This is a genomic window from Nonomuraea sp. NPDC003201 (assembly GCF_053590415.1).
Genome location: NZ_JBSFTC010000355.1, coordinates 1 through 10,554 on the forward strand (window position 1 = coordinate 1; position 10,554 = coordinate 10,554).

Annotated in this window: 11 protein-coding genes; 7 read left to right on the top strand and 4 right to left on the bottom strand. The window is 72.5% G+C overall.

Annotated elements, in window-relative coordinates; genetic code table 11:
• From ACWDX9_RS53585 to ACWDX9_RS53605, 5 genes are all read left to right on the top strand, one after another.
• On the top strand, positions 1–266 hold a 266-nt coding region (locus ACWDX9_RS53585), incomplete at its 5' end, for an ROK family protein (RefSeq protein WP_449969870.1).
• On the top strand, positions 263–1,027 hold the full coding sequence (locus tag ACWDX9_RS53590) for a sugar isomerase domain-containing protein (protein WP_449969873.1): 765 nt from the start codon (positions 263–265) through the stop codon (positions 1,025–1,027). The genes ACWDX9_RS53585 and ACWDX9_RS53590, both read left to right, overlap by 4 nt.
• On the top strand, positions 1,024–1,716 hold the full coding sequence (locus ACWDX9_RS53595; protein ID WP_449969875.1) for an SDR family NAD(P)-dependent oxidoreductase: 693 nt from the start codon (positions 1,024–1,026) through the stop codon (positions 1,714–1,716). The genes ACWDX9_RS53590 and ACWDX9_RS53595 overlap by 4 nt, the downstream gene beginning before the upstream one ends.
• The gene (locus ACWDX9_RS53600) at positions 1,713–2,936 is read left to right on the top strand and encodes an FAD-dependent oxidoreductase (protein WP_449969878.1); all 1,224 of its coding nucleotides are present in this window, start codon (positions 1,713–1,715) and stop codon (positions 2,934–2,936) included. Before ACWDX9_RS53595 ends, ACWDX9_RS53600 begins: the two co-directional genes overlap by 4 nt.
• The gene (locus ACWDX9_RS53605; protein ID WP_449969881.1) at positions 2,933–3,880 is read left to right on the top strand and encodes a phosphotriesterase family protein; all 948 of its coding nucleotides are present in this window, start codon (positions 2,933–2,935) and stop codon (positions 3,878–3,880) included. Before ACWDX9_RS53600 ends, ACWDX9_RS53605 begins: the two co-directional genes overlap by 4 nt.
• Positions 3,881–3,936: 56 nt before the next feature.
• On the opposite strand, the gene ACWDX9_RS53610 is transcribed toward ACWDX9_RS53605, so the two are convergent.
• Both ACWDX9_RS53610 and ACWDX9_RS53615 read right to left on the bottom strand, forming a co-directional pair.
• Positions 3,937–4,674, bottom strand: coding sequence for a HEAT repeat domain-containing protein (locus ACWDX9_RS53610; protein WP_449969884.1), 738 nt, complete (start codon positions 4,672–4,674; stop codon positions 3,937–3,939).
• A 159-nt stretch (positions 4,675–4,833) separates the two neighbouring features.
• Positions 4,834–5,661: an alpha/beta hydrolase family protein gene (locus ACWDX9_RS53615; protein ID WP_449969887.1), complete on the bottom strand. Its 828-nt coding sequence runs from the start codon at positions 5,659–5,661 to the stop codon at positions 4,834–4,836.
• A gap of 76 nt (positions 5,662–5,737) precedes the next feature.
• On the opposite strand from ACWDX9_RS53615, the gene ACWDX9_RS53620 reads away from it, so the two are divergent.
• Together ACWDX9_RS53620 and ACWDX9_RS53625 are read left to right on the top strand one after the other, a co-directional pair.
• On the top strand, positions 5,738–7,042 hold the full coding sequence (locus ACWDX9_RS53620) for a M28 family peptidase (protein ID WP_449969889.1): 1,305 nt from the start codon (positions 5,738–5,740) through the stop codon (positions 7,040–7,042).
• Positions 7,043–7,120: 78 nt separating this feature from the next.
• A complete protein-coding gene (locus tag ACWDX9_RS53625; protein ID WP_449969891.1) occupies positions 7,121–7,996 on the top strand; it encodes a dioxygenase family protein in 876 nt (291 codons plus the stop codon).
• Between the two features lies 1 nt (position 7,997).
• On the opposite strand, the gene ACWDX9_RS53630 is transcribed toward ACWDX9_RS53625, so the two are convergent.
• Complete coding sequence (locus ACWDX9_RS53630; protein ID WP_449969893.1) at positions 7,998–9,227, bottom strand: epoxide hydrolase family protein; 1,230 nt, start codon at positions 9,225–9,227, stop codon at positions 7,998–8,000.
• 67 nt (positions 9,228–9,294) lie between these two features.
• Entirely contained in the window at positions 9,295–10,374 is a 1,080-nt protein-coding gene (locus tag ACWDX9_RS53635; RefSeq protein WP_449969895.1) for a hypothetical protein, read from the bottom strand.
• Positions 10,375–10,554: the final 180 nt, after the last annotated feature.

Sequence of the window (10,554 nt, forward strand, 5' to 3'; positions counted from 1 at the left end):
CCGGGGACGAGCGCGCGGCCCAGGTGTTCGAGCAGGCCGGATGGGCGCTCGGCGTGGCGCTGGGCGACGCGGCCGCGTTCTTCGGCGTCGGCTCGGTGGTCGTCGGCGGCGGCGTCTCCGGCGCGCTCGACCTCATGCGATTCACCCTGCACAACGAACTCGCGCGCAGACGACCGCTGATCGGAGACGTCACGGTGCTGCCCGCCGTACTCGGCCCGATGGCGGGGGCCATCGGCGCCGCACTCTATGGGAGGAGATCTGGATGAAGTGGATAAGCCGCGCCATGGAGCTGCTCGGCGAGATCGAACGGACACAGGAGGACGCCCTCGCCGAAGCCGCTCGCATCGCCTCTGAGGCGATCCTCGGCGGAGGAGTGGTGCACACGTTCGGTACCGGACATTCGCGGATGGGCGTGGAGGAGATGTTCCCCCGCTACGGCTCCTACCCCGGCTTCCACCCCATCGTCGACCTGTCCACGACCTTCTACACCCAGGTGGCCGGCTCGAACGGGATGCGCCAGGCCATGTTCATCGAACGCGTCGAAGGGCTGGCCGAGGCCATCCTGGACAACTTCGAGCTGCGGCCGAGCGACGCGGCCATCGTCTTCAGCGTCAGCGGGCTGAACGCCGTGCCCATCGAGATGGCGATGGGCCTGCGCAAGGCGGGCCTCTCCGTCGTGGCCGTGACCTCGATAAACGAGACCATGGCCGTCGAGCCCGGACACCCCAGCGGCACCCGGCTGGCCGACCACGCCGACGTGGTGGTCGACCTGCGCACCCCGGTCGGCGACGCGCTGTGCCACGTCGAAGGGCTGGCCGAGCCGGTCGGCCCCGGCAGCACGCTGGCGGCCGTCTCCGTGGTCAACGAGATCAAGGTGCGCACGGCCGAGCTGCTGGTCGCGGGCGGCTGGACGCCGCCGGTCATCTCCAGCGCCAAGCTCGTCGGCGGACCCCGCTCCGAAGAGCTCTTCGAGGCCGCCTACCTCGAACACGCCCGCCGCGCCGCCGCCGTGCTCAGGAAGCCATGAGCGCCGTCCTGGTGGCGGGCTCGGACGGCGGCATCGGCCGCGCCTGCGTGGAGGCGGTCGAGGCGTCCGGCACGAGCGCGTACGGCGTGGACCTCGCCGACGGCATCGACATCACCGAGCCCGGTGGGGTCGAGAAGGCGCTGGCCCAGGCCACGGCCCGGCACGGGCGGCTGGCCGGAGTCGTGCACGCGGTCGGCATGTCCGGCCGCAGGCTCGGCGACGGCGGCGTGACCGAGTGCACCGACGAGGCCTGGCAGGAGGTGCACCGGGTCAACCACGAGTCGGTGTTCCGGCTGCTGCGCGCGGCGATCCCCGCGCTGCCCGAGGGCGGGTCGATCGTGGTGATCGGCTCGGCGCTCGGCACGTCGATCGACGACGACTTCCGCACCGTGGCCTACGCCTCGGCCAAGGGCGCGCTGATCCCGCTGATCAGGACCGCCGCCCGCGAGGCCGCGCCGCGCGGGGTGCGGGTCAACCTGGTCGCGGCCGGCCTGGTGGCCACGCCGATGAGCGTCCGCGCCCGCACGTCCGCCGCAGTCCAGGCCAGGATGCCCGCGCTGATGCCCCTCGGCGCGAGCCCCTGCGGGCCGGAGGAGGTCGCGCAGGCCGTGCTGTGGCTGCTCTCGCCCTCGTCGGGGCGGACCACGGGCGCGGTCATTCCCGTCGACGGAGGGTGGCATCTGCGGTGAACGTCCTGTGGGAAGGCGACGTGGTCGTCGCCGGTGGCGGCAGCGCCGGGTGCGCGGCGGCCGTGGCGGCGGTCCGCTCCGGCGCGTCGTGCCTGCTGGTGGAGCCGGCCGGCTTCCTCGGCGGCACCGGCGTCGCCGTGCTCGACACCTTTTACGGCTTCTACGCCCCCGGCCCGGTCTCGCGGCGGGTCGTCGGCGGGATCGGCTGGGAGGTGTGCGAACGGCTCTTCTCCGCCGGAGCCGCCTTCGAGCGGCCCAACACGTACGGGGCCGGCACCGGCGTCACGTACGAGCCGGAGGAGCTCAAGCTCGTCTGGGACGAGCTCACCTCCGGCGCCGGCGTGCTGCTGCACGCGCGGGTGTGCGCGTACGTGCCGGGGACCGGGGTCGAGGTGGAGACCGTGGCCGGCCGGTTCCTGGTCAGGGCCCGGGTGGTCGTGGACGCGACGGGCGACGGCGAGGTGGCCTGGCGGGCCGGGGCCACGCTGGAGCGGCCGAGCATGCGCTCGCAGCCGATGACGGCCACGTTCCGGATGGGCGGGGTGGACCTGTCGGCCACCAGCACGGCCGAGCTGCACGCGCTGATGGCCGACGCCGACCTGCCCAGGCGCGAGGGCTCCGTGCACAGGACCGTCAACGACGGGATCGTGCACACCAACCTGACCCGAGTGATCGGGCTCGACCCGACCGACCCGTTCGAGCTGTCGCGCGCCGAACGCGAGGGACGTGCGCAGGTGCGGGAGTACGTCCGCTTCCTGCGGGCCAAGGTGCCCGGGTACGAGTCGGCGGTGCTGCTCAGCACGTCCGTGCGGATCGGGGTGCGGGAGTCGCGGCGCCTCGTCGGACGATATGTCCTGACTTCTGATGATGTGTTGGCCGGGAGGGATTTTCCCGACACGATCGCCCGGTGCGGCGCCCCCATTGAGGACCACGCCGCCGGGGCGGCCACCCGGTGGGAGTACGTGCACGACTACGGCACCTACGGGATCCCGTACCGGTGCCTGCTGCCGGTCGAGGTCGAGGGGCTGATCGTCGCGGGGCGGTGCCTGTCGGCCACGCACGACGCGCACGCCTCGGCCCGGTCGATGGGCCAGTGCATGGCGATGGGGCAGGCGGCCGGGACGGCGGCGGCGCTGGCCGTACAGGCCGGGGTGGAGCCCGCGGCGGTGGATGTGGACCTGCTGCGCGCCCGGCTTCGTGAGGAAGGAGCGCTCCTGTGACGGTTCGTACGGTGCTGGGGGACGTCGAGGAGATCGGCCTCACCTATGCGCATGAGCACTTTTTCATGACCGGTGACTGGCCCGTCCGCAACGAGCCCGACTACCGGCTCGACTCCCTGGACGCGGCCGTCGCGGAGGTGACGGCGGCCCGGCGGCTGGGGCTGTCCGCGGTGGTCGAGATGACGCCGCTCGGGTTCGGCCGCAGCCCGTCGCTGATGAAGGCGCTGGCCGAGCGGACCGGGCTGCACGTGATCGCGGTGACCGGCTTCCACAAGAGCACCTACTACAGCGACGCCCACTGGCTGCACCACTACTCGGCCGACGAGATCGCCGAGCTGCTGGTGGCCGAGATCGAGCTGGGCATGGACGAGTACGGGCTGGTCGGGCCGCTGGTGCGGCGGTCGCCGGCGCGGGCCGGAGCCATCAAGATCGCGACTTCGTACCACGCGTTCGGACGGGGGGTGGAGCGGCTGATCGGCGCGGTGGCCGCGGCCGCCCTGCGCACCGGCGTGCCGGTCGTCACGCACTGCGACAAGGGCACGATGGGGCACGAGCTGCTGGACGCGCTGTCCTCGCACGGCGTGGAGGCCGATCGGGTGGTGCTCGGGCACATCGACCACAATCCCGACGCCGGATATCTCACGTCATTGGCGGAGAGGGGGGCGTACCTGGCCTTCGACCGCCCCGGGCGGATCAAGTACGGGCCCGACAGCGGGATCGTGGCGCTCGTCGCCGAGCTGGCCGGGCGCGGGCTGGGGGATCGGCTGCTGTTCGGGATGGACCTGGCGCGGCGGTCGTACTGGCCGGGGCTGGGTGGCGGGCCGGGGCTGACGTACCTGCTGGAGCGGTTCGTGCCGCGGCTGGAGGCGGAAGGGCTCGGCGAGGCGGCCAAGGCCGCGCTGATCGCCAACCCGCGCGCCGCCTTCGCGCTACGGCCGCGCTGATCGCCAACCTGGCGCCGCCTTCGTGCTGCGGGCGGGCCGTCAGGCGACTCGCGGGCTCAGGGGGCGTCGCTCGGGGACTCGCTTGGTGAGAGTTGGGCGGCGACGAGGTCGGCGGCGCGCACCGGGTGTCCGCTCACCCGGTCGCGGAGCCGCTCGACCGACCAGATGTAGCCGGACGCCGCCAGGGTGAGCCCGGCCTCGCAGAGCTCGCCGTACACGCCGAAGTCGAGCTCGGGCAGGCGCGCGTGCAGGGCCTCGGCCAGACCGGCGGCGAAGGCGTCGCGCGCCGCGCGCCGCGCCGGATCGCACTCGACCAGCGCATCGGTGATGCCCCGGTCCTCCTCGAAGTCCTCCAGGTACGGCACCAGCGCCGGATCCCCGAGGCAGGCGATCGCCGTCAGCGTGTTGGGGCTGAACCCGCCGTTGTCCAGCAGGCGGGCGGCATGCGGCACGACGCGGCGATCACGACGGCGGGCCAGCCCGGCGATCGCCTCCTCACGCGCCTCGGTGTCCTGATCGCCGACCCGGGCCCACAGCGCCTCCCGGATCGCCCGGCTGTCCGCCTGGCACTGGGTCCCCAGGGCGAACGTCGCCCAGTCCCGCACCTCGTCCTCGGGGTCGGTGGTCAGCCGGATCAGCGCCTCGATCACCGCGTCGTCCGCGCGGCCCAGCGGCAGCGACCACGCGACGTAGAAGCGCACGTCCTCGTCGGGGTGCTCGGCCAGGCGCAGCAGCTCGGGCACGGCCCGTTCGTCGCCCGTGCAGCCCAGCGTCCGCGCGATCGAGGCGTGCACGGTGTCTTCGGTCGATCCTCCGTGGCCTTGCCCACGAGTTCCCACGCCTGGTCGTAGTCGCCCGGACAGGTGGCGTTCCTGATCAACTCGACCGCTTCGGCGATGACGTCCATGGGAGGCATGGTCGCGCGCCGAGCGCCGGGCGGCCATCCGTTTTCCTCAAGGCAGGTTCTTCTCGACCTGGTTCTGCCAGTTGGCGTTGGTGTTGATCTCGGGAGAGGTGCCCGCGAAGGCGCCGCGCGCGTACGTGTCGCCCTGGAGCTGGTACATCAGCCACGCCGTCACGTAGCCGAGGAAGCCGCCGCCCGTGCCCTGGATCGTGTTGTGGCCGGCGCCCTTGAGCAGCGCCTTGGCCGCCGCGCCCGGGACCTGGCCGTAGTACGTCTGCAGCGCCGAGTTGGGGGAGATGATCGTGTCGCTGGACCCGCTGACGAACAGCACGGGGCAGGTCAGCTGGTCCACGTGGAACGCGTCGCCCGCGCTCACCCAGATCGGGGCGGGCAGCGCGATGGGGACGACGGTGTCGATGAGCCCGCCGGACTTGGTGGCGGTGTTCACCGAACCGCCCGCACCCTGGGAGTGGCCGACCGCGCCGACCTTGGTCACGTCGAGCTTGCCGTAGAAGACGCTGGAGCTGTCGGTGTTCCGGTCGATCAGGTACTGGGCCGCGGCGATCATCTCGGACCCGGTGCCCGTCGTGGTGTCGGTGGAGGCGACCACGGCGAACCCCCAGGAGGCCAGCTGGTTGAGCAGCCCCGGATACTGCGTGGGCACCGCGTTGGTCCCGTTGCCCCAGGTGATGATCGGGTGCTTGAAGCCGCCCGCCCCGAGGTCGGCCGGGTAGTAGAGCTTGTATCCGGTCTCGTCGGCGGTCGCGACCGTCCACGGGCCCGCGACCTTGTAGTGCGCCTCGATGGTGTCCGCGGCCTGGGCCGGCCTGGCCAGGAGCCCGAGTACGAGCGCGACGGCGGCCACGACGAACTTCATACAGCCTCCAGAATTTGTACGGATGACCGAAACTCTCGCTTCACAAGTGGGTCGTGTCAATGGTTGGATCGTGGCCATGGAGCACGTGCCTTCCGCGGCGGAGATGCTGGGCTGGATCGAGACCGTCGTGGGCCAGGGCGTCCGCCGCCCCGGCTACCCGGCGGACGCGTGGACCGAGCGGTGGCTTGCGGAACGCCTGGCGGAGTTCGGCCTGGAGGTCACGCTCGAACCGGTCGAGGTGCCGCGCTGGCAGCCGGGCACCGGGCTGCTGCGCCTCGACGACGGCACCTCGTGGACCGGCATGCCGCTGCCCCACACCGCGCCGACCGGCGGCCTGCGGGGCCGGATCGCGCGGCTCGCCGACGCCCGGCCGGGCGACATCGTCGTGGACGAGGTGACCTTCAGCGAGCTGCCGCAGTCGTACGTCAAGACGCTCGCCACCTCGGCGTACGACCCCGAGGGCGTCTTCGACACCCTCGTCCAGACGATCCCGTTCGGCCCGCGGATGATGGAGGTCGTCGAGCCCGCCCTGGCCGCAGGGGCCGCGGGCTTCATCGGCGCGCTGACCGGCCTCCCCTGGGAGACCCGCGACTACTACGTGCCGTACGACGCGGTCGAGCGGCCCATCCCCGCACTGTGGCTGTCCGGGACGGACGCGCGCCGGCTCCTGGACCGCCTCCCGTGCGAGGGGGAGCTGATCGCCGAGTCCGCCACCGACACCGTGATCACCCACAACGTGGTCGCCACCCTCCCGGGCAGCTCGCCCCATACGGTCATCGTCGCCTCACACCACGACGCCCCGTGGGCCTCGGCCGTGGAAGACGCCTCCGGCCTGGCCCTCGTCCTGGCCGCCGCCCGCCACTGGGCCCGCGTCCCGGCCGAGGAGCGCCCGCACAACCTGACGTTCCTGCTCACCTCCGGGCACATGGCCCACGCGGCCGGCACCCGCGCCTTCATCGACCGCCACCGGCCGGAGCTGGCCGGCGTCGTGCTCGAACTGCACCTGGAGCACGCCGCGCTCCGCTGCGAGGCGGTGGACGGCGCGCTCGTGCCGACCGCCGAGCCCGAGATCAGATGGTGGTTCACGACACGAGCCCCCCGGCTGGAGAAGCTGGTCGCCGCGACGCTGGAGGCGGAGGACCTGCGGCGGTCGTTCGTCCTGCCCCCGGACGTGTTCTCGCCGATGCCGCCGACGGACGGCGCGTTCTTCCATCCCGAGGGGGTGCCGCTGGTGCACTTCCTGTCGGCGCCGATGTACCTGTTCGACTCGGCCGACACGATCGACAAGATCGACGTGGCGGGGCTGGAGCCGCTGGCCCGCGCGGCCGTCCGGATCGTGGCGGGCACCGCCGGGTGGACCCCGGCGGACCTCCGCGGGTAGCGGCGCTCCGCCGGCCATGGTCATGCTGGGGGACAACGCCCCCAACAACGCCCCCAACGCCGCCAGGACGTGATCACGATGTCACAGACTCCCGTTCGGTTCTCCGAAGAGCGTTCCGAGGACGTCGTCGCGGCGTCGTTCGCCGGCGCCCGTGACGTCCGGCTGCGGCAGGTCCTCACCAGCCTCGTCCGTCACCTGCACGCCTTCGCCAAGGACGTCGAGCTCACCCAGGCCGAGCTCGACGCGGCCGTCGGCTTCCTCACCAGGACCGGGCAGACCTGCGACGACACCCGCCAGGAGTTCGTCCTGCTGTCGGACGTGCTCGGCCTGTCGATGCTCGTCGACACCATGGCCAACCGGGCGCCCGCCGGGGCCACGGACTCCACCGTCCTGGGGCCGTTCCACATGGTCGACTCCCCGCCGCGGCGGCTCGGGGATCCGATCTCCCTGGCGCCCGGCGGCGAGCCGACGCTCGTCACCGGGCAGGTGCTCGCGGCCGGCGGCGACCCCCTCCCCGGCGCGGTCGTGGACGTCTGGCAGGCCGACGAGAAGGGCTTCTACGACGTGCAGCGGGACGACGTCCCCACCGGACACCTGCGCGGCCTGTTCACCTGCGACGACCAGGGACGTTTCGCGTTCCGCACGATCCTTCCGGCCCCGTACCCGATCCCCGACGACGGGCCGGTCGGGGAGCTCCTGGCGGCGGCGGGCCGCCACCCCTACCGGCCCGCGCACATCCACTTCATCGCCGGCGCCGACGGCCACGCGCCGCTCACCACGCACGTGTTCGTCTCCGAGTCGCCTTACCTCGACTCGGACGCCGTGTTCGGGGTCAAGGACAGCCTGGTGCTGGACTTCGTCCGCGCCGAGGACGCGGACCTGGCGGCGGCGTACGGCATGCCCGTGCCGTTCCGCCACGCGCACGTGGAACTGCGGCTGCGCGGGAGCCGGTGAGCTACCGGCGGCCGCGGAACGTGCGCCGCAGGTCGTCGACCCACTCCCCGGGGATCTCCCACGGGATGAAGTGGCCGCCGTGGTCGTGGACGGTCAGGTTGACGTGGTTGTACCAGGCGCCGCGGTCGCTCCCGGCGAAGTGTCGTACGCGCTGGTCGGTGGTGACGCCGGGCGGGTTCTCGTAGCCGACGAAGGTGATGCCCGTGGGGGCCTCGACGGGCGGCTGCCGGTCGTGGGAGGGGGTCCACGGGTAGCGGTTGTTGTTGGCGTACGTGCGGATCGAGGTGCCGATCGAATTGCTCACCCAGAAGATCATCGCGTGGGTGAGCAGGTCGTCCTTGGTGAAGACCGACTCCAGGTCGCCGCCATTGTCGCTCCAACTGGCCCAGCGCTCCAGGATCCAGGCGAGCATTCCGGCGGGCGAGTCGGTCAGGCCGTAGGAGAGCGTGCTCGGGGCCAGGACGTGGGCGGCGAGGTGGACGGCGAAGCGCCTGTCCAGGGCGACGATCCGGGCGTGGACGTCGGCGGGCAGGCCCTCGGGGATGGGCTGCCCGCCGCTGAGGTCCCAGGCCCGGTCGCCGTTGAACAGCGTGAGCTTCTGCCCGGAGCCGATGTGGATGCCGTGCAGCTCGGCGGCGTACTTGTGCCCGAGCTGCCCCGTGACCATGGCTCCGACGTCGCAGCCGGCGGCGGCGTACCTCTCGTGGCCGAGGACCCGGGTCATGAGGATGTGCCAGAGGTCGGCGACCTTCCAGAAGTTCATGTCCGGGTGGTCCGGCAGCGGCGTGGAGAAGCCGAAGCCGGGGAACGAGGGGACGATGACGTCGAAGGCCTCGGCCGGGTCGCCGCCGTGCGCGCCGGGGTCGGCCAGCGGGTCGATGACCTTGGACCAGTGCCAGAACGTCCACGGCCAGCCGTGGGTGAGGATCAGCGGCGTCGGGCTCGGGCCGACGCCGGGCTTGCGCATGAAGTGCACGGGGACGCCGTCGACCTCGACGCGGTAGTGCTCGTAGGCGTTGATCGCGGCCTCGGCCTTGCGCCAGTCGTAGCCGGTGTGCCAGTAGTCGACGAGCTCCCGCAGGTAGGCGCGGTTGACGCCGTAGCTCCAGTCGTCGTTGCCCGCGTCGTCCGGCCAGCGGGTCAGCTCCAGGCGCCGCCGCAGGTCGGCGAGCACGTCGTCGGGCACGTGGATCGGCTCCGGCGCCAGCGGGCTCCGGGTCTCGTCGCTCATCGTCGTCTCCTGCTCAGGTGCCGTCGACGGCAAAATATATCAGAGACTTATTTAATTTCTTGATGTATCAGAGCGCGAGGCCGAGGTCGGCGATGAAGCGGGCCAGGCCGACGCGCTTGCGGAACAGCTCGCGCAGGTCGTCGGTGACCGGCTCGCCGAGGCGCTCGGCGGGGATCGCGGTGAAGGCGCTGCGCAGGACCAGCGTGGTGACGTACCCGGCCGCGGCGTCGCCGGCGGGCACGCCTTCGTCGGCCAGCCCTCGCTGGTACGCGGCCAGGATCGCGCGATGGATCACGGGCAGCTCGCCGGGCTCGGTCAGGCCGTCGTGCGCCAGGCCCACGAGCAGCTGGCCGAGGTCGAAGCCGATCGGCACCGGGTCCTGCCAGCCCCAGTCGATGGCCACGAACCGGCCGGGGTCGTCGGCGGGCACGAGGAGGTTCTGCGGCCCGGCGTCGCCGTGCGCCATGGTGTGCGGCAGGCGGTCCGCGGCCGCGAGCAGCGCGGGGATGCGGCGGGCCAGGGTGTCCAGGTCCATCTGCAGGAGCGGGTCGGCGTGCGCGGCGACGAGCGGATGCCGCCAGGGGGCGGGGTCGCGCAGGATGGGCAGCGCGTGCTGGGTGAGCAACTGGCCGACGTAGGTCCGCAGCGCCGTACGGGGGCGGGAGTCGTCGGCGGGACGCTGCCCGGCGAGCCGGCCCAGCGCGCGGGCCGCGGCGGCGTACCTGGTCAGGTCCCACTCCCCGGGGGCGGTGCGCACATCCTCCAGCCACAGGTCGAGGCGCTCGTCGCCGAGGTCGTCGACCAGGAACAGGCGGGGCAGCCGCAGCCCGGGCGGGAGGGGCAGGCCGGAGGTGTACACGTCGGCCTCGGTCCGCCACGGGAACCCGGCGACGAACTCCGTGCGGGCGGGCTCGGGGATCACCTCGATGTTCGCCCAGTGCCGGGCGGAATGGAGGGATTTGACGAAGAAGGACCAGGTGCGGCCGGACGCGGTCGTGCCGCTGACCCGGCGCAGGCCGCCGGTGGACGGGGTGCCGGACATGTGGTCGATCGGCTCCACGCGGATGGACTCCACCTCGGCGCCCTCATCGTCCAGATATTTCCGTACAAGTGGGGTGAGGTGGGCGCGGGATGGCATCGCGGTCATGTGCAGACCGTCTCCCGCCCTGCGAGGTCCCGCATAGAGCATGGCCTACTCAAACGTTCGCCCGTACCATCCCTCTGTGCGTCATCTGTGGCCCTTCGCCGGTCGGGAATCCCAGCTCGCGGCGATCCGATCGGCGGTGGAGGCCGGCGGCGCCGTCGTGGCCGGGCCGGCGGGCGCGGG

What these genes read in the sequence shown, in the direction of transcription:
- ACWDX9_RS53590 (WP_449969873.1), top strand. Translation starts at nt 263, where the DNA reads ATGAAGTGGATAAGCCGCGCCATGGAGCTGCTCGGCGAGATCGAACGG.
- ACWDX9_RS53595 (WP_449969875.1), top strand. Translation starts at nt 1,024, where the DNA reads ATGAGCGCCGTCCTGGTGGCGGGCTCGGACGGCGGCATCGGCCGCGCC.
- ACWDX9_RS53615 (WP_449969887.1), bottom strand. Translation starts at nt 5,661, where the DNA reads ATGAAGTTCGTCGTGGCCGCCGTCGCGCTCGTACTCGGGCTCCTGGCC.
- ACWDX9_RS53620 (WP_449969889.1), top strand. Translation starts at nt 5,738, where the DNA reads ATGGAGCACGTGCCTTCCGCGGCGGAGATGCTGGGCTGGATCGAGACC.
- ACWDX9_RS53625 (WP_449969891.1), top strand. Translation starts at nt 7,121, where the DNA reads ATGTCACAGACTCCCGTTCGGTTCTCCGAAGAGCGTTCCGAGGACGTC.
- ACWDX9_RS53630 (WP_449969893.1), bottom strand. Translation starts at nt 9,227, where the DNA reads ATGAGCGACGAGACCCGGAGCCCGCTGGCGCCGGAGCCGATCCACGTG.
- ACWDX9_RS53635 (WP_449969895.1), bottom strand. Translation starts at nt 10,374, where the DNA reads ATGACCGCGATGCCATCCCGCGCCCACCTCACCCCACTTGTACGGAAA.